The organism is Streptomyces sp. NPDC037242 (assembly GCF_055604165.1).
Map to the genome: position 1 here is coordinate 85,202 of NZ_JBVJUY010000030.1, position 19,938 is coordinate 105,139.

Below are 19,938 nucleotides of genomic sequence, written 5' to 3' on the forward strand. Positions count from 1 at the left end.
TCACCTCCAGGGGGTACCGCCATGGCTCGCCGACTCCGTCCGGTGGGGCTGGACTTCGTCCAGGACGCCCCGGTGCGACTCGCGTTCACCACCCGCGCCGCGGCGGCGCCCGAGGACCTCTACCGGGCGCTGGCCGAGGAGGTCGAGGGCTGGCCGCGCTGGTTCAGGGCCGTCACCCTCGCCCGCCCCACGCACGGCGGGGCCGGCCGCGAGATCAAACTGCTGGGCGGGGCCCGGTTCCAGGAGACGATCATGGCGTCGGAACCCGGGCAGCGCTACGCGTACCGGGTCGACGAGACCAACGTCCCCGGGGTGCGCGCACTGCTGGAGGAGTGGCGGCTCACCCCCGTCGGCCCGGGCTCGGGCACCGACGTCCGCTGGACCTTCGCCGCGGACGGCTCGACCCCCTTCCGCCTGGGCCTCACCGCCGCCCGCCCGGGGCTGGGCCGCTCCTTCCGCTCGGCGGTCCGCGCCCTGGACCTCAGGCTCACCGACCGGCGCGAAGCGGGTCAGTAGCCACGGGCCGCGGCGGGCGCGGTACCACCCGTCAGGCCGCGGGCTCGCGCCAGACCCCGGTCGTCAGGAGGGTCTCGATCGTCTTCGCGTACGGCGCGATGTCGAGCCCCTGCGCCGCGAGCCAGGAGTCGGAGTAGTACTTGTCGAGGTAGCGGTCGCCCGGGTCGCAGAGCAGGGTGACGACGCTGCCCGTGCGGCCCTCCGCCACCATCTCCGAGATGATCTTCAGGGAACTCCACAGGCCGGTACCCGTCGAGCCGCCCGCCTTGCGGCCGATGGCCTGTTCCAGCGCGCGGCAGGCGGCGACGCTCGCCGCGTCGGGGACCTTCATCATCCGGTCGATCGCACCGGGCACGAAACTCGGCTCCATGCGGGGCCGGCCGATGCCCTCGATGCGCGAGCCGCAGTCGCTGCTCGCGTCCGGGTCGTTGTTCGTCCAGCCGTCGAAGAAACAGGAGTTCTCCGGGTCCGGGACACAGATGCGGGTGTCGTGCTGCATGTAGTGCACGTAGCGGGCGATGGTCGCGGAGGTGCCGCCGGTGCCCGCGGTGGCCACGATCCAGGCGGGCTCGGGGAAACGTTCCAGCTTCAGCTGCTGGAACATCGATTCGGCGATGTTGTTGTTGCCGCGCCAGTCAGTGGCCCGCTCCGCGTACGTGAACTGGTCCATGTAGTGCCCGCCCGTGCGGGCCGCGAGCTGCGCCGACTCCTCGTACATCTTCATCGAGTCGTCGACGAAGTGGCATTCACCGCCGTGGAACTCGATGAGCCGGCACTTCTCCGGGCTGGTGGTGCGCGGCATGACCGCGATGAACGGCACGCCGATCAGCTTGGCGAAGTACGCCTCCGAGACCGCGGTGGAGCCGGAGGAGGCCTCGATGACCGGGCGGCCGGGGCGGATCCAGCCGTTGCACAGGGCGTAGAGGAACAGGGACCGCGCGAGGCGGTGCTTGAGGGAGCCCGTCGGGTGGGTGGACTCGTCCTTGAGGTAGAGGTCGATGCCCCAGGCCTCGGGGAGCGGGAAGCGCAGCAGGTGGGTGTCGGCGGAGCGGTTGGCGTCCGCCTGCACCTTGCGGACGGCCTCCTTCAGCCAGGCGCGGTAGTCCGCGTCGCTGCGGTCGACGTCGACGGTCGTGGCGGTCGTACCGGTGGTGCTCATGGCGCCGTGCTCCTTCGTGCGTGTGCTGAACCGTGCGTTTCCGCGGCCTTGCTTTCGCAATGTACCCCCCTCACCTGCACAAACGGTCACTTTGGGTATCTATGCGGATTGCTTTCGATCGCTTTCGGTTGCACAGATGGGCACGGTGGGTGACCCTGGTGGGGCATTACCGAGGGTGCAGCACCCGTAACACTCATTTCGGGGAGTCGCAGCCGTGATAAGTCATTCCCGCAGGCACTGCGTCGTCGAACTGCAGGCCCTGCCGTTGCGGATCGGCCAGATCCGCAGGATCGTTTCGGCGCAACTGCGCCACTGGCAGCTCGACCCGCTCATAGACCGGGCCGCACTCGGCGTGACGGAGCTGCTCAGCAACGTCCACCGCCATGCGCAGCCGCACAAGACCTGCACGGTCGAGATCGAACTGCGCCTCGGGCGCCTGACCGTCTCGGTCGGCGACAGCGACCCGCGGCTGCCCGTACGGCGCGAACTCGAGGCCGACGCCCTGGAGACCTCCGGGCGCGGCCTCGCGCTCGTGGAGGCGGTCAGCGAGACGTGGGGGGCGCGACGGCACGCCGACGGCACCGGCAAGGCCGTCTGGTTCTCCCTGCGCGCCACCCCGGCCCGGGCGGCGCCGACGGCACCTCCGGGCATCTGTGCGGAGCCTGTACGGGATCCCGCCCGGGCGGCACCGACCGCCGTCTCCCCCGAGCCCCTGGCGACCGGCCTGCCGGTGGCGGTCCCGGTCGGCACCGGGCCCGGGTAGCGCACGGCCCGGGAAGCGCACGGCCCGGGACGGGCGGCCCGGGAAGCGCACGGCCCGGGTAGCGCACGGCGCGGGACGGGCGGCCCGCGTCAGGCCGCCGCGCCCAGCGCCCCCAGGGGGTCGTCCAGCACCGGCTGCCAGGCCAGCTCCGCGGCGCCGACCAGGCTGTTGTGGTCCAGCGTGCACGGCAGGATCGGCACGCCCCCGCTGCGCCCCCACAGGCTGCGGTCGGCGACCACCGCGCGCAGCCGCTCCGGATCGGCGTACAGCAGCTCCCGGTGCAGCCCGCCCAGGATGATCCGGTCCGGGTTCAGGATGTTGACCAGGCCGGCCAGGCCCAGGCCGAGCCTGTCGATGAGCTCCTCGACCGCGGCCCGTACCGCCGGCTCCGCGGGCTCGTCCCGCAACAGGTCGCGGGCCTGCTGGAGCAGCGAGACCTCCGGGCCGGGCGTGCGGCCGGCCGCGGTGAGGAAGGCCAGCGGGTCGGCCTCCACGTCCAGGCAGCCGCGGCTGCCGCAGTGGCAGGCCCGCCCCTCCGGGTTCACGGTGAGGTGGCCCACCTCCAGGGCCAGGCCCGAACTCCCGCTGTGCAGGCGGCCGTCCAGCACCAGCGCCCCGCCGACCCCGCGGTGCCCGGTGGCCACGCACAGCAGGTGCTGGGCGCTGCGGCCCGCGCCGTGCCGGTGCTCGGCGAGTGCGGCCAGGTTGACGTCGTTGCCGGTCAGGGCGGGGCCGTCGATCCCGGCGGCCTTCACGCACTCGGCGAAGATGGCCCGTACCGGGGCCCCGGCGGGCCAGGCCAGGTGCAGCGGGTTGAGCGCCGTACCCTCCGGCTCCGCGACCGCCGAGGGCACGGCGAGGCCCGCGCCGATGCAGCGCCGCCCGGACTCGGCGAGCAGCGCGGCGCCCGCCTCGACGACCGCGCCGAGCACCTGGGCCGGGTCGGCGGAGACGGTGACCTTGCCCGGGGCGGTGGCGACGATCCGGCCCCCGAGGCCGACCAGCGCGGCCCGGAACCCGTCCGAGTGCACCTGGGCGGCCAGCGCCACCGGGCCGTTCTCGTCCACCGAGAGCCGGTGCGAGGGCCGGCCCTGGGCGCCGCCGGCGCCACCGGGGCGGGAGTCGACGCGGATCAGCCCGAGCGCCTCCAACTCGGCGGCGACGGCTCCCGCGGTGGCGCGGGTGACGCCGAGCTCGGCCGTCAGTACGGCCCGCGTGGGGGCCCGGCCGGTGTGGACGAGCTCCAGCGCCGGACCGAGCGCACCGCGGCCCCGCTCCAGCTTGGTCCTCGTGGAAGCACTCGTGGAAGCACTGGTGGATGTACTCGTGGAAGCGGTGGACCCCGTGGTCACATCCCCCACCCGCGGCGGGGCCCCGTTGCCGTTCATGACAGCGATCCTCGCATGATCGGGGGGTCCCGGACGCCGCCGGCTAACCCAGCCCGCCGACCCGGAGTGTGATGTTCAGCCGCCCGGTCAGCCCCAGACCGGGCGGCGCGGTGCCGGGCAGGACCTTCGGCACCCCGTGATGGGCCAGTCGGCTCGGCCCGCCGAAGACGAACAGATCCCCGCTGCGCAGCTCGACGTCCCGATACGGACGCCCGCGCGAGGCCGTGTTGCCGAAGCGGAAGAGGCAGGAATCACCCAGGCTGAGCGAGACCACCGGCGCGGGGGACTTCTCCTCGGCGTCGCGGTGCATGCCCATCCGGGAGTCACCGGTGTAGAAGTTGATCAGCGCGATGTCGTACGCGTACGGCACCTCGCCGACGGACGCCTCCCCGTAGGGGCCGGCCCCGTACCCGGCGCCTCCGTACCCGCCGGCCACGTACGCCGCGGTCACCGCGGCCCGCCCCAGCTCCGCGAGCCAGCCGGGCATCGGCTTGACCGGCGCCCCGTCGCCGTCCACGGCGGTGCGCGCGTAGCCGTACGGGTACCAGTGCAGGCCGAGGCACACCTGCCGGGCGGTCATCGTCCCGCCGCCCGGGGTGTGGACGGTGCGCAGCCCGGCGGGCGGGCGGGCCCACTCGCGGCAGGCGTCCAGCAACTCCCGCTGCCGGCGCGGTCCGAGCCAGTCGGGCACGTGCACGGCACCGGGTGCGATCTCGGTGCGCTCGCGCGGGAAGAGCTCCCCGTTCATACCTCCCATTGTCAGTGCCGGCTGGCAGACTCCGGGCATGGATATCACCGAGTACGTGAAGACGCTGGCCCGTGAGGGCGAACTGCTCGCCGATGTCGCCGAACAGGCCGGTACGGACGCCCCGGTGCCCACGTGTCCCGAGTGGCGGGTGGCCGATCTGCTGCGGCACACCGGGTCGGTGCACCGCTGGGCCGCCGGGTACGTCCGGGATGCCCAGGTGGAGCCCGGGCCGTTCCCGGAGGCGCCGGAGCTGGTGGGCACGGAGCTGCTGGCCTGGTTCCGCGAGGGGCACGCGGCGCTGGTGCGGACCCTGAGCGAGGCCCCGGCCGATGTGCAGTGCTGGACCTTCCTGCCGACGGCTCCGCCCTCGCCGCTCGCCTTCTGGGCCCGGCGCCAGGCGCACGAGACCACGGTGCACCGGATGGACGCCGAGGCGGCCCTGGGCAGGGCCTACTCGCCGGTGGAGCCCGCTTTCGCGGAGGACGGGGTGGACGAGCTGCTGACCGGCTTCCACGCGCGGCCGCGCAGCCGTGTGCGTACCCCGGAGCCGCGGCTGGTCCGGGTCCACGCCGCCGACACCGGCGCGGTCTGGAACGTACTGCTGTCGCCGGAGCCGGCCCGCGCGGTGCGGGGGGACACCGCCGGTGAACCGGCGGCGGCGGACTGCGAGCTGACCGGCGAGGCGTCCTGGCTGTACGCGGCGCTGTGGAATCGCCTGCCGCTGGCGGGTCCGGGCGTCACCGGTGATCTGGCGCTGGCCCGGCTGTGGAGCGACACCGCCGGGATTTGAGCGGTTGGCGAGAGGGCGTCCTTGTGACGGTGCGCCACGCGCTGTGACACTGCACGCATGGGGCGACGTACTCAGGCGGACCGGGACGCGATCACCATCGAGATCGGCTACGCGTTCGTCAGCGGATGCTTCGCCGCCGCCGTCGTCTTCGGGGCGGTGTACGGCCCGGTGCCGGCCTTCGACCTCTCGCCCGCAGTCGGCCGGGCCCTGTCGGTGGCCGGCGGGGTCCTGGCCGGGGCGGTGTTCCTGCTACGGGTCACCCACCTCCTGTGGCGCTTCTCCGGCCGCCCGGAGGACGACGGGCGCTAGCGGGCGGGAGAGTACGTCAGCGCCAGCATCACCATCACCATCAGCCGAGGGTGGCGGCGTACGACGTCTGGGGGCGGTACTTCCACGCCGGGCTCGTGTCCCACGGGTTGGGCATGTCCGCGCTGGTGGCGTAGGCGTAGCCGGCACCCCGCTCGAAGGCGGTCCGAAGGGTGGCGCGCATCGCGGTCGCGTCGGGGACGTCGTGGACGAGGTGCCAGAACGCGGTGCCGCTCGGGTCGAGTTCGGTGCCGGTGCGGTAGCCGGTGAGGCCGTTGAAGACGTTGCCGCCGAGCCAACCGCCGCCCGCGTAGGCCGAGTAGGTGTCCTCGTACGTCACGAAGATGTCGGCGGTCCGGCGGCCGGGCTCCAGGTAGCAGTCGGCGATGGCGGTGCCGGGGTTGTTGACGACGAGGTCGGGCGCGGCGCGGTCGACGGCGCGCATGGTGTCCTGGACGTAGCGGCGCAGTTCCGCGTAGTGGTCGCGGGTGGCGTTGGCGGGGCCGCATTCGCGGCTGACGACGTCGAAGAAGATCCCGTCCACGTGGAGGCGGCCGTCGCCGGTCTTCAGGTAGTTGTCGACGGAGGCCCTGACGGCTGCGGGGTCGCGGTTGCCGTGATCTGTGTGGACGTATCCGAGCACCTTGGTCCTCTCGCCGGTGGCGGTGGTCCCGGCGCGCAGGGTGTCGGCGCGGACCCGCCAGGGGGCGTCGAAGGGGGCGTCGCCGTTCCCGGGGTTGAGGACCACCACGGAGGCGGCCGGGCCGGTGGCGGTGAGGTCGCCGAGCATGGGGTCGTCGGCCCACGCGTATGCGGGGACGCCTATCTCCAGGCCCCGCACGCCGGGTATCCGGGGGGTGGGCGTCACGGACGGCGCGGGTACGGGCACGGGCACGGATGGCGCCGCGTCCGCCGGAGCCCCGGGGCGGCCCGCGCTCGCCGAGGCGGTCACCGCGGGCGCCGGGGCGGCGAGTAACAGGGTGACGACAACGGCGTACAGCGCTCTCGCGGCGCGAGCCATGGCGGTTCCTCCGGCGGCGGCAGGGGCGCGACCCGAGGAACACTAGACGGCCGTTCCGCCGCGCACGGCAGAACCGTTCCCTTTGGTATGAGGAACAGAAAAGCGAACGATCGCCCGCCGCTGCGGGATCGCGTCGGGGTGCGAAGTGACAGGGTCCTGGCCTGGTCGTTATCGCAGCTATGACCACTCTCCGAAAGATCGTCACGGGTATTGCCACGGTCGCTGCGGCCTTCGGCGGCGTCTTCACCGCCGGCCCGCCGGCGGTGGCCGACGGCAAGTGGTGCAACCACTCCGTCTGCATCGAGACCTACGACACCGGGACGTACCTGGGCAGGGTGGAGGTGTCGGTCACCAACACCAATCAGCCGAACCGGATCTCCGCACGCGTGTGGACCAGCAACGGCTGGAGCGCCCGCACCAAGGCCGAGGACGTCGCCAAGTTCCGGACCTACCGCGACCGGGCGTACCCCCAGCGCCACTTCCCGGCGGGCACCCGGCTGTGCGCGGAGGGCTTCCGGGGCGATACGAGCGTCGGCCTGCCCTGCGTGACCCTCACCGCCGGCTGACCGGGGGATCGAGCCGCTGCCCGTCGCGCCGGGGCGGTGCTCACCGCGCTCGCCCTGGCCCGGCACCTGTTCGCACCGTACGGCCGGAGCCTGCGGTACGCCGATGCCCAGGCCGACCGGGGCGGTCAACCGTTGGCGGACAGCCCGACCCCGTAGGCCAGTTGGCCGGCGGCGTGCGCGAAGAAGGCGGCGCGGTCCTCGACCACGCGGTTGAACTGGCCGAACAGCTCGAAGGAGACGAGCCCGACGAGCTGCGCCCAGGAGGCGACCAGGGCGGCGGTGACCTCCGGAGGCAGGCCTTGGGCGAAGTCCGCGGTCATACGGGCGGCTTCGGGCCGGAGTTCGGCGGGGAGCGGGGGCAGGGCGAGGCCGCGGCCCTCGTGGGCGGCGCGGACGATGCCGATGAGGGCGTTGCCGACGCGGGAGGCGGGGCCGATGGTGTCCTGCGGGGCGGTGTAACCGGGGACCGGTGAGCCGTAGATCAACGCGTACTCGTGCGGGTGCTCCAGCGCCCAGGCGCGTACGGCCTCACAGACGGCGATCCAGCGCGCCCGGGGCGTACCGGCCGCGGCGAGGGAGCGGGCGTCGGCCTGCTCCGCGGCGGCGCCGACGCTGTCGTAGGCGTCGATGATGAGCGCGGTCAGCAGCTCGTCGCGGCTGGGGAAGTAGCGGTAGAGGGCGGAGGAGACCATGCCCAGTTCGCGGGCGACGGCGCGCAGCGAGAGCTTGGCGGCGCCCTCGGCCGCGAGCATGCGGCGGGCCTCGTCCTTGATGGCGGCTGTTACCTCGATGCGGGCCCGTTCCCTGGCCCCTCGCACGGTGCTCATGTGAGCCAGTGTGCCACGCGGGCGGAGCACTGCACAAAAAACAGATCACCGAACCACTTCGAGAGCAGTGCTCTTGATTTAGCGCACCGATCCGTGCACACTGATCTCAAGCGAGAGCAGTGCTCTCCCAACCGCCTCGGAGGCCAACATGAACGCGTCCACTCCGTACTACGTCCAGTCCGGCCCGCTCGCCACCCGCTTCAACTCGCTCTTCGGGAAGCTGGCCCGCCTCGGCCTCAGCCTGGCCGGCTCGGCCGAGCTGTCGGTCCGCGGCCGCAAGTCCGGCCAGATGCAGCGGATCCCGGTGAACCCGTTCACCCAGGGCGCGGACCAGTACCTGGTCTCCGCCCGCGGCCACTCCCAGTGGGTCCGCAACATGCGGGTCGCGGGCGGCGGCGAACTGCGCGTGGGCCGCAAGGTGCGCGCCTTCACCGTCACGGAGGTCACCGACCCCGCGGAGAAGGCCGTCATCCTGCGGGGCTACCTGGAGAAGTGGGGCTGGGAGGTCAACCGGTTCTTCCAGGGCGTCACCGCCAAGTCCTCCGACGCCGAACTCCAGGCCACCTCCGCCGACCACCCGGTCTTCCGCCTCACCGTCACCGGATGACCCGCCCCCCACTCCCACACCCGCCCCGCCGCATCGCCCACCCGAAGCCCAGCCCCGCGCCCCGACCGGACCCCCGACCTGGACCCGACCCGCCTCTCCGGCCCGTCTCCTCGCCGCCTCCCCGACCCGCAGCCGGACGCCGAGCGCCCCGCCGCGAGTTCGACCGTTCGCCAGGCTGGGATTCCACTCGGGAGTTCGCCGGGGGGTGTGGGCGGGGGCCCACCCGAAGCCCCAACCCGCGCCCCGATCGGAAGCCCGGCCTGGAGCCCGACCCGCCTCCCCGACCCGTCTCCCCGGCCCGCCTCGCGACGGGACGCCCGGCCCGGCCCACCGCGGCGCGACCAGACGCCCGGCGTCCCGCCGCGAGTTCGGCCGTTCGCCAGGCTGGGATTCCGCTCGGGCGGGAAGTGTGGGCCGAAGGCCCGGCTGGGCGCCCGGCCGCAGCCCCGGCGGGCGGGTCCGGGTCTCGGGACCCACTTTCCGGCGGACTACCGGCCGCAGCCCAGCCACGCCCCCGATGGGCGGGTCCGGGTCTCAGTACCGACTTTCCGGCAGGCCACCGGCCGCGACCCGGCCGCACTCCCAACAGGCCGGTATGGGGCTCAGAACCGACCTTCCGGCGGACTACCGGCTGCGGCCCAGCCGCGCCTCCGACGGGCGGGTCCGGGTCGCAGAACCACCTTTCCGGCGGACTGCCGGCCGCAGCCCAGCCACGTCCCCGACGGGCGGTCCTTCGGTACAAACTTTCCGGCGGACTGCCGGCCGCGGCCCGGCCGCGCTCCCGACGGGCGGGTCCGGGGCTCGGGACCGACCTTCCGGCGGACTATCAGCCGCGGCCCAGCCACGACCCCGCGCGGGCAGGTCCCGATCTCAGGACCCACTCCCCGGCGCACTACCGGTCGCAGCCCATCCGCGCCGACGGGCGGGTCCGGGGCTCGGGACCGGCCTTCCCGCGGGCTACCGGCCGCGCCCCCGACGGGCCGGTCGGGGGCTCCGGACCGACCTGCCCGACCCCGCCCCCCCCGGCGGGCCGGGCCGGGTGTGGGCTTCGCGGTCGGGCCCCGGTCGCGCGGCGGGCTGGGCGGGGCCCCGCGCCGGGGCGCCGGTCAGGTGCGGGGGCGGGTTCGGGACTGGCGGGCGTCGACCATGTGCAGGGCCTTGCGGGCCAGCGGGTACGCGCGGACCATGTCGGCCAGCGTCATCGAGCCCCGGGTGATCCGGGCGAAGGCCCGCCAGGCCGGCCGGAAGCCGGTGATCGCGGCGTGCAGGAACCCCGGCCTGGCCTCGAAGACCGTCAGCATCCGCTTGCCGACGCCCATCTCCACGCCCAGCCCGGCCTTGACGGCGAAGGCGTAGTTGAGCGCCTGGCGGCGCGCGTCCACCGCGTCCTGCGCCTCGGAGACCTTCACCGCCCACTCCCCCGCGAGCCGCCCCGAGCGCAGCGCGAAGGAGATGCCCTCCCGCGTCCACGGCTCCAGCAGCCCCGCCGCGTCGCCGGCGACCAGCACGCGGCCGCGCGAGAGCGGCGAATCGGGCTTGCGGCAGCGGGTCAGGTGCCCCGAAGAGACGGCCGGTTCGAAACCTGCCAGCCCCAGCCTGGCGATGAAGTCCTCCAGGTACCGCTTGGTCGCGGCGCCTTCGCCCTTCGCCGAGATGACCCCGACGGTGAGCGTGTCGCCCTTGGGGAAGACCCAGCCGTAACTGCCGGGCAGCGGGCCCCAGTCGATGAGCACCCGGCCCTTCCAGTCCGCGGCGACCGTCTCCGGTACGGGGATCTCCGCCTCCAGGCCGAGGTCCACGGTGTCCATCTCGACCCCGACGTGCGCGCCGATCCGGCTCGCGCTGCCGTCCGCGCCGACCACCGCCCGCGCCAGGACGGTCTCGCCGTCCGCGAGGACCACGGCGACGGTACGCCGGTCCGGCACGGCCGCCCCGTGCTGCTCGACCCGCGACACCGCCGTCCCCGTTCGCACGGTCGCGCCGGCCTTCTCGGCCTCCGCGACCAGGGCCGCGTCGAATTCGGGCCGGTTGATGAGCCCGAACAGCGTCTGCTTCGAGCGCCGGGTCCGGGTCAGCTTCCCGTCCAGGGAGAAGGTGACCGCATGGATCCGGTCCTTGAGCGGCAGGACGAAGCCCGGCGGGAGGGCGTCCCTGGAAGGGCCGATGATGCCGCCGCCACAGGTCTTGTAGCGGGGCAGCTCGGCCTTCTCCAGCAGCAGGACGCGCCGCCCCGCCGCCGCCGCGGCGAGCGCGGCCGAGGATCCGGCCGGTCCCGCACCGACCACGACCACGTCCCACACCTCGCCGGCCCCGCCGCTCTCCCCGGGCGTCTCCCCTGCCGTGTCCGGTACGCCGACGCCGTCACTGCTGTCGCTGCTCACGATGTGCTGCTGCTCCTGATCATCCTGTTGCCCGATGCCGGGGAAATCCTACGGTGAGAGACCGCCTCGCCCCTCTGTGCGAGGATCGATGCTGACTTTCGCCGTACCGCCATGCGCACACCCCGCGGATGCGGCGGCGTACACACGGAACAACGTCGCACCCAAGAGGAGCGTGCCCATGTCGCCCAACCCGATCGCCGAGACCATCGCCTCGCTGATGCCCCGCGCCAAGCAGGAGCTGACCGAACTGGTGGCCTTCCAGTCGGTGGCGGACTGGGCGCAGTTCCCCAAGAGCGAGAGCGAGGCCGCGGCGAACTGGGTGGCCGACGCCCTGCGCACCGAGGGCTTCCAGGACGTGGCGCTGCTCGACACCCCCGACGGCACCCAGTCGGTGTACGGGTTCCTGCCCGGCCCCGAGGGCGCCCCGACCGTTCTGCTGTACGCGCACTACGACGTGCAGCCGCCGCTGGACGACGCCGCCTGGATCTCCCCCGCCTTCGAGCTGACCGAGCGCGACGGCCGCTGGTACGGGCGCGGCTCGGCGGACTGCAAGGGCGGGTTCATCATGCACCTGCTCGCGCTGCGCGCGCTGAAGGCCAACGGCGGTGTTCCGGTGAGCGTGAAGGTGATCGTCGAGGGCTCGGAGGAGCAGGGCACCGGCGGCCTCCAGCAGTACGCCGAGGCACACCCCGAACTGCTCGCCGCCGACACCATCGTGATCGGCGACGCGGGCAACTTCCGCCTCGGCCTGCCGACGGTGACGGCCACCCTGCGCGGCATGACCCTGATCAAGGTGAAGATCGACACGCTGGGCGGCAACCTGCACTCGGGCATGTTCGGCGGGGCCGCGCCCGACGCGCTGGCGGCGTTGATCCGGCTGCTGGACTCGCTGCGCGCGGCGGACGGTTCGACCACGGTCGACGGTCTGGCCTCGGACGCGGTGTGGGAGGGCCTGCAGTACCCGGAGGCGGACTTCCGCGCGGACGCGAAGGTGCTGGACGGGGTCGAGCTGATCGGCGAGGGCACGATCGCGGACCGGCTGTGGGCGCGTCCGGCGGTCACCGTGCTGGGCATCGACTGCCCGCCGGTGATCGGGGCGACGCCGTCGGTGCACGCGAGCGCCGGCGCGCTGATCAGCCTGCGCGTGCCGCCGGGCGTGGACACCACGGAGGCCATCAAGCTGCTGGAGGCGCACCTGGTGGCGAACACCCCGTGGAAGGCGCGCCTCGAACTGGAGGTCGTGGGCCAGGGCCAGCCGTTCCAGGCGGACACGAGCAGCCCCGCGTACGCGTCGATGGCGCAGGCGCTGCAGGCGGCGTACCCGGGTCAGGAGATGCAGGTCAGCGGGATGGGCGGGTCGATCCCGCTGTGCAACACGCTGACCTCGCTGTACCCGGAGGCGGAGATGCTGCTGATCGGTCTGAGCGAGCCGGAGGCCCAGATCCACGCCGTGAACGAGAGCGTCTCGCCGGAGGAGCTGGAGCGGCTGTCGGTCGCGGAGGCGCTGTTCCTGGTCAACTACGCGGAGTCCAAGCGCGCCTGAGGTCTGCGCCGTCGGCGTATTCCGCTCCCGGCGATCCGTCGGCCGGGAGCGGGGGCGCCGCCCGTACGTTCGGGGGATGGATCTTGTCGAGATACTCCCCGGACGACTGCACATGCTCCGCTTCCCCATCGGGCAGGCGTACCTGTGGTGCGATGGTGACGCCCTGACGCTGATCGACGCCGGGCACGCCGGCCGCGCGCCCGCGATCGAGGGGGCGATCCGCTCCCTCGGGCTCCGGCCGGAACGGCTGGAGCGGATCGTGCTGACCCACTGCCACCGCGATCACGTCGGCGCGGCGGGTGAACTCGCCGCCCGCTGGGGTGCGCAGGTGCTGGCGCACCGGCTGGACGCCCCCGTGATCCGGGGCGAGGCCCCGGTTCCGGATCCGGACCTGCTGGACTGGGAACTCCCGCTGTACGCACATGGCTTGACGGTGCCCGAGGCCCCGCCGACTGCGGTGGACCGGGAGTTGGAGGACGGCGACGCGCTCGGCTTCGGCGACGGCGCCGTGGCGGTCCACGCCCCGGGCCACACGCCGGGCAGCATCGGGGTCCATCTGCCCGCGCACGGCGTGCTGTTCACCGGTGACTGCGTCGCCGCCGTCGGCCCGGTGATGCTGGGCGTCTTCAACGTGGACCGCGCCGAAGCCGTCACGTCCTTCCGCCGGCTGGCGGACCTGTCCCCGGCGGTGGCGTGCTTCGGGCACGGCGACCCCCTGGTGGCGGACACCGCCGCCGCCCTCGTCGCGGCGGCCGCGGCGACGCCCCTTCCGTAGGGCCGCTACGGCGTCGGGCGGCCCGCCTCCAGGTACAGCGGCCGGCCCCGCTCCCGCGCGCGCAGCGCCCAGCGCAGCCGCTCGTACCGCTGGGGCGGGAGCAGGCCGGCGGCCTCCGCCTCCGTCACGAACCGCCAGGCCCTCAGCTCGGGTCCGGGCAGCCGCAGTTCTGCCGCGTCCGCCTCCGAGAGCCGGCCGCCGTCGAAGAGCAGCCGCAGTCCCCCGTACCCCGGAGGCAGCGGCGGCTCCCAGTCCACCACCAGCAGCTCGGGGGGCCGTACGAGCGAGAGGCCCAGCTCCTCCTCGACCTCGCGCACCCCGGCGCGCGCGGGCGCCTCGCCGGGCTCGACGATGCCGCCCGGGAACTCCCAGCCCGCCTTGTACGTCGGATCCACCAGCAGCACCCGGTCCTCGGCGTCGAAGAGCAGCACCCCGGCCGCCACCGTCTCCGCCGTCGGATGCGGTGTCTGGACGATGTCGCAGGCCCGGGCCGTGTCGGTGCGCAGGGCTTCGGCGATCCGCCGGGCAGTGTCCCGTACGCTCAGCGCGCCGTTGTCGATGACGTGCGCGTCGGCCGTGAGCCAGCCCAGCGCCTGCTGGTAGGCGGGGATGTGGTCGTACGCCCATTGCCGCACCCTGAGTTCCACGTCCTGGGGCGCCCCGGGCTCCTCGCGGGTCGCGATGCGGTGCCGCAGGATCGTTTCCCCCGGCGCGAGCAGCACGTGCCGTACGGGTATCCGGCGCGCCGCCAGCCCGCCGAAGATCTCGTCCCGGTACTCCTGCCTGAGCAGCGTCATCGGCACCACCAGCACCCCGCCGAGCTCCGCGAGCATCGCCGCCGCCGTGTCCACGACGAGCCGCCGCCAACTGGGCAGGTCCTGGTAGTCGGAGACCTCCGCGAGGCGCTTGCGCGGCAGGAGCACGCGGAGCGCGTCGCCGATGAACTCCGGGTCGAACAGTGTGCTGTCCGGCAGGAGCCCGGCGAGTTCGCGGGCCGTGCTGGTCTTGCCGGCGCCGAAGGTGCCGTTGATCCAGACAATCACGTTTACCCCTCTCCCCATGCCCCCCATGGCCCGTCCAGAGCCCCCAGTGGCTTGCCCGCACCACCCTGCCACGGAAACCCGCTAATCGGCCGAGTGCTTATCCTCGTGGTCAGAGCCTTGACCAGCCACGCGTCACACATCGCCACACATCGCCTCCGGAGGTTTCCGTACCGTGCCGCAGACCCGCCGCCCGTCCGAGCCCCGCTACGGCAACCGGCCGACCATGAAGGACGTGGCGGCCAGGGCGGGTGTCGGCCTGAAGACGGTGTCCCGCGTGGTCAACGGCGAGCCGGGCGTCACCCCCGACACCGAGAGGCGGGTCCAGGAGGCCATCGAGGCACTGGGCTTCCGCCGCAACGACAGCGCACGCGTGCTCCGCAAGGGCCGCACGGCCACGGTCGGCCTGGTCCTGGAGGACCTCGCGGACCCCTTCTACGGGCCGCTCAACCGGGCCGTGGAGGAGGTGGCCCGCGCGCACGGGGCGCTGCTCATCAACGGTTCCAGTGCCGAGGACCCGGACCGTGAGCGGGAGTTGGCGCTCGCGCTCTGCGCCCGCCGGGTGGACGGGCTGATCGTGATCCCGGCCGGGGACGACCACCGCTACCTGGAGCCGGAGATCCGGGCGGGCGTGGCCACGGTGTTCGTGGACCGTCCCGCGGGCCGGATCGACGCGGACGTGGTGCTGTCGGACAGCTTCGGCGGCGCCCGGGACGGGGTCGCCCACCTGATCGCGGGCGGCCACCGCCGGATCGGGTTCATCGGCGACCACCCCCGCATCCACACGGCGACCGAGCGCCTGCGGGGCTACCGCACGGCCATGGCGGCGGCGGACCTGCCGGTGGCCGAATCCTGGGTGTCGCTGGGCTCGACGACGCCCGAGCGCGTCTCGGCAGCGGCCCGGTCCATGCTGGCGGGCCCGGAGCCCGTCACCGCGGTCTTCGCGGGCAACAACCGCGTGACGGTGACGGTGGTACGGATCCTGGCTGCCGGGCCCCGTCCGGTGGCGCTGGTGGGCTTCGACGACTTCGAGCTCGCCGATCTACTGAGTCCGGGCGTCACGGTGGTCGCCCAGGACGCTGCGGCCCTGGGCCGGGTGGCCACGGACCGCCTGTTCCAGCGCCTCGCGGGGGCCGACCTGCCCCCGTCGCGCATCGAGCTGCCGACGCGCCTGATCCGGCGCGGCTCGGGCGAACTCCCCCCGGTCAGCGGATAAGGCTCCGCAGTACGGGCACGGCCCCGCCCGCCGCGCCGAGTCCGGCGAGCACGGCCAGGGCGGGATGCGTACCGCCGAGGCGGCTCAGCACGCCCACCGCGCAGCCGGTGAGGACGGCGGTCACGAGCACGAAGGCGGTGTGCAGGGTCAGGAAGGGTTCCGGGTTCGCCGGTTCGGCGTTCGTCGGCCCGGGGTACGTCGGTTCGGGGTACGTCGGTTCGGGGTACGTCGGTTCGGGGTTCGTCATGGCCCGATCCGACCAGGTAGGAGGCCCTTGGGACGCACTGGCGGAACGAACCGGGGACGAAACCGATCACCGCCGAACTGCGCCGAACGGCACGGATGCTCCGCGCTGTTCCACGGCGTTCCACCGTGTTCGCGCAAGTCCGGGACGACCGTGCCGGGGCCGCCCTAGCCTGGTGGGTGATGGATGCACACACCGCCTTCGACGAGGGACTCGCCGCCTTCGCGGCGGAGTTGCGCCGCCTGCGGATCGAGCGCGGCAACCGCTCGTACCGCGACCTCAGCAGCAAGGCGGCGCGGACCGGTACCGGGATCCGGCTGCCCATCGCGACACAGAGCGATGCCTTCTCGGGCAAGCGGCTGCTCGGCTTCGACACGCTGATGGCCCTGGTCCGGATCCTGTACTCGTACGACGAGTACGGCCAGGAGGGCGCCGTCCCCTCGCACGTCTCCCCGCAGCTGGATCCCTGGCGGCAGCGCTGGCGGGAGTTGGCCGCGCTCCAGCCGACGGGGTCGGGGCGCGCCCGGATTCCGGCGCCCGAGCCCGTCCCCGTACCTGTGCCCGCGCACGAAGCGGAACCGAAGCCGGAGACGACACCGCCCCCGCACATCGCCGAACAGGGCGTCGGGAGACGGCCGGAGACGGCCGCCGAGGCACCGTTCGCCCCGCTCCAACGGCTCATCGCCCGCACCGGCTGCACCGTGTGGTCCGTGGCCTTCTCGCCCGACGGCCGGCTGCTGGCATTCGCCGACGACGACGGAGTCGTGCAGCTCTGGGACACCGACAGGCAGATGCCCCTTGCCCGACAGACCGCCTGCACCTTCCCGCTCGCCTTCACGCGGGCCGGTGTGCTGCTGGCGGTCGACGACAAGGACCGGTCGGTGGTGCGTCAGTGGAACGCCTCGGACCTGACCCCGGGCGGCCCGTCCCTGTCCGCGGGCGCGACCCAGATCCGCGCGATGACGTACGACGCGGACGGGCACCGCCTGGCCACGCTCGACTTCGACGGACTCGTACGGCTCTGGGACCTGGAAACCGGCCGCCGGGCCGGGCCGCCCCTGCCCGATCACGCCGGCCGCGGGATCCGGGCCGTGGCCTTCACGGACGACGGACGCCTGCTCGGCGCGGGCAGCGGCGGGCGGGTGTGGGACATGTTCCGAGAACGCCACCGCCCCGGCGAGCCCAAGGCACCACTGGTGGACTCCCCCAGTGTGCTGGCCCTCTCCCCCGACGGCCGGATGCTCGCCTTCGGGCGCGCCGACGGCAGTGCGGGGCTGCTCGGTTCCCGGGGCGGCCCCCCGGGCGGGCTGACCCTCACGGGTCACAGGGGGGCGGTCCACGCGATGGCCTTCTCGCCCGACGGCGGACTGCTCGCCAGCACGTGCGAGGACTCGCGCGTACGGCTCTGGGACACCGGTACGGGTCTGCGCGTGGGCCCGTCGCTCATGTACCACTCCCACGCGGTGAACGGGCTCGCCTTCTCGCCGGACGGCCGGCTGCTCGCCACCGCGTCCGACGACCGCACGGTGTGGCTGTACGAGCGCAGTGGCCCCGCCCGTACGGTCTCGCTCGCCGAGCGGGCCCTCGCCGCCGCACTGCGCGCACAGTACGGGGTCCAGCTTCCGGCCGTGTCGGCCGAGGAAGGTCTGCTGCGGTTGGCCTTCTCGCCCGACGAGCGGATTCTCGCGTGCGCCACCTCGCGGGGTGGGCTGGTCCTGCGGGACCCGGTCACCGGGCGGATCCTCGCCGCCCAGCTCGACGACGCCTCCACGGGCTCCCGGGCCATGGCCTTCTCCCCCGACGGCACGGTGCTGGCCACGGTGTCCGCCCAAGGGTCGGTGTGCTTGCGCAATCCGGTCACCGGCAAGCTCCTGAGGGAGATCCCGACGGACCACGACGGCGCCGTTCGCAACCTCGCGTTCTCACCCGACGGCCGGCTGCTGGCAACCGCCGGTGCGGACGGCACCGTACGGCTGTGGCACCCGGTCACCGGCGGCCGTACCCATTCCAGCCTGCGGGAACATGCGGGCGAGGTCGTCGGGCTGGCCTTCTCCCCCGGCGGATTGCTGGCCACCTCCGCGACGGACGGGACGGTCGCGCTGTGGGGGGTCCCCAGCCAGCGCCTGCTCCGCAAATTCACCGTGAGCACCGGCTGCGTCCGGGCCGTGGCCTTCTCGACGACGGGCGACCTGCTCGCCGCGGCCGGGGCCGACGGGGTGGTGCGGCTGCGGGACACGGCCACCGGCTCCCCGGTCGGCGCACTGCGCACCGGCCACGCCTCGGCGGTCAGCGACCTCGCCTTCTCGCCGGACGGAGCGCTGCTGGCCTCGGCCGACGACGGCGGGACGGTACTGCTGTGGGACCGGGCCACGGGCGGGGTCGTCGGCGGCCCGCTGACCGTCCACCAGGGGCCCGTCCACAGCGTGGCCTTCTCCCCCGACGGGAGCCTGCTGGCCACCGCGGGCGAGGACGGCACCCTGCGCCGCTGGATCGTCGGATCCCTGTGAACGCCGAGAGCCCGGCCGGGAACTCCCCCGGCCGGGCCCTACCCGTACTTCAGCCTCAGGCGGTGGCCGTCAGCGTCGCCGAGCGGCGCGGGATAGCGAAGGCGTCGAGCTCCGCGCGGGTCAGTCCGGTCAGGGCGGTGACCTCGTCGGCGCCGACCGCGCCGCAGTCGAGGCCGCGCACCAGGTAGCCGGCGAGCGCCTTGGCGGTGGCGGGCTCGTCCATGACGTCGCCCTCGATCTTCGCGACGTACGCCTTCAGGCGCGCGGCGGCCGCTTCGAGGCCCTCGCGGTAGAAGGTGAAGACGGCCGCGTAGCGGGTCGGCAGGTGCGCCGGGTGCATGTCCCAGCCCTGGTAGTACGCGCGGGCCAGGGCGCGGCGGGTGAGGCCGTAGTGGAGCTTCCAGGCCTCGTGGACGTGCTCGGTGGTGCCGATCGGCAGGACGTTCGTCGAGCCGTCGGAGACGCGTACGCCGGTGCCGGCGGCCGCGACCTGCATGATCGCCTTCGCGTGGTCGGCGGCGGGGTGGTCGCTCGACTGGTACGCGGCGGAGACGCCGACGCAGGCGCTGTAGTCGAAGGTGCCGTAGTGCAGGCCGGTGGCGCGGCCCTTGGAGGCCTCGATCATGCGGGCCACGGTGGCGGTGCCGTCGGAGGCGACGATGGACTGGCTGGTCTCGATCTGGATCTCGAAGCCGATCCGGCCCGGGCGCAGGCCGCGGGCGGCCTCGAAGGCCTCCAGCAGCTTGACGAAGGCGCTGACCTGCTCGGCGTAGGTGACCTTCGGCAGGGTCAGGACGAGGCCCTCGGGCAGGCCGCCGTGCTCCAGCAGGCCGGAGAGGAAGATGTCGGTGGTGCGGATGCCGCGGTCGCGGACGTTGGACTCCATGCACTTCATGCGGATGCCCATGTACGGGGCGTTCGTGCCGTTGGAGAAGGCTTCGGAGACGAGGCGGGCGGCGCGGGCCGCGGCCTGGTCCTCCTCCTCGTCGGAGCGGACGCCGAAGCCGTCCTCGAAGTCGACGCGGAGGTCCTCGATCGGCTCGGAGGCGAGCTTGGCGCGGACGCGGTCGTAGACCGGTACGGCCAGTTCGTCGGAGATGCCCAGTACCTTGGCGAAGGTGGCGGCGTCCGGGGCGTGCTCGTCGAGGGCCGCGAGGGCCTGGTCGCCCCAGGAGCGGATGGTGTCGGCGGCGAAGACGTCACCGGGCACGTAGACCGTGTGGATGGGCTGGCGGGTGCCGGGGTCGCCCGGGTAGTGGCGCGCGAGTTCCGCGTCCACCGGGGCGAGGGAGGCGCTGATGCCCTCGCTGACCGCGCCGGCGAGGCTCGTCGCCACCTTCTCCTGCTGACCCATCGTGCACTCTCCTCTTTTCCGCTTCACGGAAGCTTAGATCCGCATAGCAGAATTTAGTCACGGGTCATTGACTAGTCAATGGTTGCAGGAAACGGCGCGGGGGGGGGGGGGGGGGGGGGGGGGGGGGGGGGGGGGGGGGGGGGGGGCGGGCGGGGGGGGGGGGGGGGGGTTGGGGGGTGCGGGGTTG

The 19,938-nt window shown here is 73.7% G+C and carries 19 protein-coding genes; 10 read left to right on the forward strand and 9 right to left on the reverse strand.

The window, feature by feature from the left end; all coding sequences use genetic code 11:
* Nucleotides 1–21: 21 nt before the first annotated feature.
* Nucleotides 22–516, forward strand: coding sequence for an SRPBCC family protein (locus ACZ7GJ_RS29450; RefSeq protein WP_470755944.1), 495 nt, complete (start codon nucleotides 22–24; stop codon nucleotides 514–516).
* Between the two features lie 31 nt (nucleotides 517–547).
* Here ACZ7GJ_RS29450 and ACZ7GJ_RS29455 read toward each other — a convergent pair whose 3' ends face one another.
* Nucleotides 548–1,675 carry a PLP-dependent cysteine synthase family protein gene (locus ACZ7GJ_RS29455; protein ID WP_470755945.1) on the reverse strand — a complete coding sequence of 376 codons (1,128 nt, stop codon included), beginning with the start codon at nucleotides 1,673–1,675 and terminating at the stop codon, nucleotides 548–550.
* Nucleotides 1,676–1,889: 214 nt separating this feature from the next.
* Here ACZ7GJ_RS29455 and ACZ7GJ_RS29460 point away from each other — a divergent pair, with 214 nt between their 5' ends.
* Nucleotides 1,890–2,438: an ATP-binding protein gene (locus tag ACZ7GJ_RS29460; protein ID WP_470755946.1), complete on the forward strand. Its 549-nt coding sequence runs from the start codon at nucleotides 1,890–1,892 to the stop codon at nucleotides 2,436–2,438.
* 89 nt (nucleotides 2,439–2,527) lie between these two features.
* On the opposite strand, the gene ACZ7GJ_RS29465 is transcribed toward ACZ7GJ_RS29460, so the two are convergent.
* Nucleotides 2,528–3,826, reverse strand: coding sequence for an ROK family transcriptional regulator (locus ACZ7GJ_RS29465; RefSeq protein ID WP_470755947.1), 1,299 nt, complete (start codon nucleotides 3,824–3,826; stop codon nucleotides 2,528–2,530).
* 43 nt (nucleotides 3,827–3,869) lie between these two features.
* Nucleotides 3,870–4,574 carry an alpha-ketoglutarate-dependent dioxygenase AlkB family protein gene (locus ACZ7GJ_RS29470; RefSeq protein ID WP_470755948.1) on the reverse strand — a complete coding sequence of 235 codons (705 nt, stop codon included), beginning with the start codon at nucleotides 4,572–4,574 and terminating at the stop codon, nucleotides 3,870–3,872.
* Nucleotides 4,575–4,611: 37 nt separating this feature from the next.
* Here ACZ7GJ_RS29470 and ACZ7GJ_RS29475 point away from each other — a divergent pair, with 37 nt between their 5' ends.
* Nucleotides 4,612–5,364 (forward strand): maleylpyruvate isomerase family mycothiol-dependent enzyme, encoded by a 753-nt coding sequence (locus tag ACZ7GJ_RS29475; protein WP_470755949.1) that lies wholly within the window; start codon nucleotides 4,612–4,614, stop codon nucleotides 5,362–5,364.
* Nucleotides 5,365–5,421: 57 nt separating this feature from the next.
* A complete protein-coding gene (locus ACZ7GJ_RS29480; RefSeq protein WP_470755950.1) occupies nucleotides 5,422–5,673 on the forward strand; it encodes a DUF6332 family protein in 252 nt (83 codons plus the stop codon).
* 40 nt (nucleotides 5,674–5,713) lie between these two features.
* Here ACZ7GJ_RS29480 and ACZ7GJ_RS29485 read toward each other — a convergent pair whose 3' ends face one another.
* Nucleotides 5,714–6,691 (reverse strand): spherulation-specific family 4 protein, encoded by a 978-nt coding sequence (locus ACZ7GJ_RS29485; RefSeq protein WP_470755951.1) that lies wholly within the window; start codon nucleotides 6,689–6,691, stop codon nucleotides 5,714–5,716.
* A gap of 179 nt (nucleotides 6,692–6,870) precedes the next feature.
* On the opposite strand from ACZ7GJ_RS29485, the gene ACZ7GJ_RS29490 reads away from it, so the two are divergent.
* Nucleotides 6,871–7,257, forward strand: a complete 387-nt coding sequence (locus ACZ7GJ_RS29490; RefSeq protein ID WP_470755952.1) for a hypothetical protein — start codon at nucleotides 6,871–6,873, stop codon at nucleotides 7,255–7,257.
* 125 nt (nucleotides 7,258–7,382) lie between these two features.
* Here ACZ7GJ_RS29490 and ACZ7GJ_RS29495 read toward each other — a convergent pair whose 3' ends face one another.
* Nucleotides 7,383–8,084 carry a TetR/AcrR family transcriptional regulator gene (locus ACZ7GJ_RS29495; protein WP_470755953.1) on the reverse strand — a complete coding sequence of 234 codons (702 nt, stop codon included), beginning with the start codon at nucleotides 8,082–8,084 and terminating at the stop codon, nucleotides 7,383–7,385.
* A 148-nt stretch (nucleotides 8,085–8,232) separates the two neighbouring features.
* Between ACZ7GJ_RS29495 and ACZ7GJ_RS29500 the strand changes: the two genes are divergently transcribed.
* On the forward strand, nucleotides 8,233–8,691 hold the full coding sequence (locus ACZ7GJ_RS29500) for a nitroreductase family deazaflavin-dependent oxidoreductase (protein WP_470755954.1): 459 nt from the start codon (nucleotides 8,233–8,235) through the stop codon (nucleotides 8,689–8,691).
* A 1,106-nt stretch (nucleotides 8,692–9,797) separates the two neighbouring features.
* Here the strand turns inward: ACZ7GJ_RS29500 and ACZ7GJ_RS29505 are convergent.
* Nucleotides 9,798–11,072 (reverse strand): geranylgeranyl reductase family protein, encoded by a 1,275-nt coding sequence (locus ACZ7GJ_RS29505; RefSeq protein ID WP_470755955.1) that lies wholly within the window; start codon nucleotides 11,070–11,072, stop codon nucleotides 9,798–9,800.
* A gap of 178 nt (nucleotides 11,073–11,250) precedes the next feature.
* On the opposite strand from ACZ7GJ_RS29505, the gene ACZ7GJ_RS29510 reads away from it, so the two are divergent.
* Both ACZ7GJ_RS29510 and ACZ7GJ_RS29515 read left to right on the forward strand, forming a co-directional pair.
* The gene (locus ACZ7GJ_RS29510; RefSeq protein ID WP_470755956.1) at nucleotides 11,251–12,615 is read left to right on the forward strand and encodes a M20/M25/M40 family metallo-hydrolase; all 1,365 of its coding nucleotides are present in this window, start codon (nucleotides 11,251–11,253) and stop codon (nucleotides 12,613–12,615) included.
* A gap of 76 nt (nucleotides 12,616–12,691) precedes the next feature.
* Nucleotides 12,692–13,390 carry an MBL fold metallo-hydrolase gene (locus ACZ7GJ_RS29515; RefSeq protein ID WP_470755957.1) on the forward strand — a complete coding sequence of 233 codons (699 nt, stop codon included), beginning with the start codon at nucleotides 12,692–12,694 and terminating at the stop codon, nucleotides 13,388–13,390.
* 5 nt (nucleotides 13,391–13,395) lie between these two features.
* Here ACZ7GJ_RS29515 and ACZ7GJ_RS29520 read toward each other — a convergent pair whose 3' ends face one another.
* The gene (locus ACZ7GJ_RS29520) at nucleotides 13,396–14,433 is read right to left on the reverse strand and encodes an NUDIX hydrolase (RefSeq protein WP_470755958.1); all 1,038 of its coding nucleotides are present in this window, start codon (nucleotides 14,431–14,433) and stop codon (nucleotides 13,396–13,398) included.
* Between the two features lie 172 nt (nucleotides 14,434–14,605).
* Here ACZ7GJ_RS29520 and ACZ7GJ_RS29525 point away from each other — a divergent pair, with 172 nt between their 5' ends.
* Complete coding sequence (locus ACZ7GJ_RS29525) at nucleotides 14,606–15,646, forward strand: LacI family DNA-binding transcriptional regulator (RefSeq protein ID WP_470755959.1); 1,041 nt, start codon at nucleotides 14,606–14,608, stop codon at nucleotides 15,644–15,646.
* On the opposite strand, the gene ACZ7GJ_RS29530 is transcribed toward ACZ7GJ_RS29525, so the two are convergent.
* Nucleotides 15,636–15,893, reverse strand: a complete 258-nt coding sequence (locus tag ACZ7GJ_RS29530; RefSeq protein ID WP_470755960.1) for a hypothetical protein — start codon at nucleotides 15,891–15,893, stop codon at nucleotides 15,636–15,638. The two genes, ACZ7GJ_RS29525 and ACZ7GJ_RS29530, sit on opposite strands and share 11 nt — an antisense overlap.
* A 179-nt stretch (nucleotides 15,894–16,072) precedes the next feature.
* Here ACZ7GJ_RS29530 and ACZ7GJ_RS29535 point away from each other — a divergent pair, with 179 nt between their 5' ends.
* A complete protein-coding gene (locus ACZ7GJ_RS29535) occupies nucleotides 16,073–18,397 on the forward strand; it encodes a WD40 domain-containing protein (RefSeq protein WP_470755961.1) in 2,325 nt (774 codons plus the stop codon).
* Nucleotides 18,398–18,452: 55 nt separating this feature from the next.
* Here the strand turns inward: ACZ7GJ_RS29535 and ACZ7GJ_RS29540 are convergent, their stop codons facing one another.
* Complete coding sequence (locus ACZ7GJ_RS29540) at nucleotides 18,453–19,751, reverse strand: DUF6986 family protein (RefSeq protein WP_470755962.1); 1,299 nt, start codon at nucleotides 19,749–19,751, stop codon at nucleotides 18,453–18,455.
* Nucleotides 19,752–19,938: the final 187 nt, after the last annotated feature.

Excerpts from the sequence above, each read along its gene's own strand:
- ACZ7GJ_RS29450 (WP_470755944.1), top strand. The coding sequence starts at position 22 with ATGGCTCGCCGACTCCGTCCGGTGGGGCTGGACTTCGTCCAGGACGCC.
- ACZ7GJ_RS29455 (WP_470755945.1), bottom strand. The coding sequence starts at position 1,675 with ATGAGCACCACCGGTACGACCGCCACGACCGTCGACGTCGACCGCAGC.
- ACZ7GJ_RS29465 (WP_470755947.1), bottom strand. The coding sequence starts at position 3,826 with ATGAACGGCAACGGGGCCCCGCCGCGGGTGGGGGATGTGACCACGGGG.
- ACZ7GJ_RS29470 (WP_470755948.1), bottom strand. The coding sequence starts at position 4,574 with ATGAACGGGGAGCTCTTCCCGCGCGAGCGCACCGAGATCGCACCCGGT.
- ACZ7GJ_RS29475 (WP_470755949.1), top strand. The coding sequence starts at position 4,612 with ATGGATATCACCGAGTACGTGAAGACGCTGGCCCGTGAGGGCGAACTG.
- ACZ7GJ_RS29480 (WP_470755950.1), top strand. The coding sequence starts at position 5,422 with ATGGGGCGACGTACTCAGGCGGACCGGGACGCGATCACCATCGAGATC.
- ACZ7GJ_RS29485 (WP_470755951.1), bottom strand. The coding sequence starts at position 6,691 with ATGGCTCGCGCCGCGAGAGCGCTGTACGCCGTTGTCGTCACCCTGTTA.
- ACZ7GJ_RS29490 (WP_470755952.1), top strand. The coding sequence starts at position 6,871 with ATGACCACTCTCCGAAAGATCGTCACGGGTATTGCCACGGTCGCTGCG.
- ACZ7GJ_RS29495 (WP_470755953.1), bottom strand. The coding sequence starts at position 8,084 with ATGAGCACCGTGCGAGGGGCCAGGGAACGGGCCCGCATCGAGGTAACA.
- ACZ7GJ_RS29500 (WP_470755954.1), top strand. The coding sequence starts at position 8,233 with ATGAACGCGTCCACTCCGTACTACGTCCAGTCCGGCCCGCTCGCCACC.
- ACZ7GJ_RS29510 (WP_470755956.1), top strand. The coding sequence starts at position 11,251 with ATGTCGCCCAACCCGATCGCCGAGACCATCGCCTCGCTGATGCCCCGC.
- ACZ7GJ_RS29515 (WP_470755957.1), top strand. The coding sequence starts at position 12,692 with ATGGATCTTGTCGAGATACTCCCCGGACGACTGCACATGCTCCGCTTC.
- ACZ7GJ_RS29530 (WP_470755960.1), bottom strand. The coding sequence starts at position 15,893 with ATGACGAACCCCGAACCGACGTACCCCGAACCGACGTACCCCGAACCG.
- ACZ7GJ_RS29535 (WP_470755961.1), top strand. The coding sequence starts at position 16,073 with ATGGATGCACACACCGCCTTCGACGAGGGACTCGCCGCCTTCGCGGCG.
- ACZ7GJ_RS29540 (WP_470755962.1), bottom strand. The coding sequence starts at position 19,751 with ATGGGTCAGCAGGAGAAGGTGGCGACGAGCCTCGCCGGCGCGGTCAGC.